This is a genomic window from Microvirga pakistanensis (genome assembly GCF_004458765.1).
GTDB classification, from domain to species: domain Bacteria; phylum Pseudomonadota; class Alphaproteobacteria; order Rhizobiales; family Beijerinckiaceae; genus Microvirga; species Microvirga pakistanensis.
In genome coordinates, this window is sequence record NZ_SPJX01000328.1 from 1 (window position 1) to 223 (window position 223).

The 223-nt window shown below is 66.8% G+C and carries 1 protein-coding gene; it reads left to right on the plus strand.

Annotation, left to right across the window (positions count from 1 at the left end; all coding sequences use genetic code 11):
• Positions 1–223 (plus strand): ABC transporter permease subunit (locus tag E4K09_RS17265; protein ID WP_134499031.1); only part of this gene is annotated, 223 nt, incomplete at both ends.

A 223-nucleotide genomic window follows, 5' to 3' on the forward strand; every position in this document is an offset into this window, starting at 1 on the left:
TGCCGCTCGCCCTCGTGTGGTTCGGCCAGACCGAGGGCGCGATGCTCTTCGTGGTGATCATGGGCACCGTGTGGTCCGTGATCATCGCCACCGATCACGGCGCGCGCAACAGTCCGCCGATCTTCGCCCGCGCCGCGCGCACCATGGGGTCGGAAGGATTCCACAAGTGGACGCGGGTGATCCTGCCCGCATCGCTGCCCTTTCTGGTCAGCGGCATGAAGCA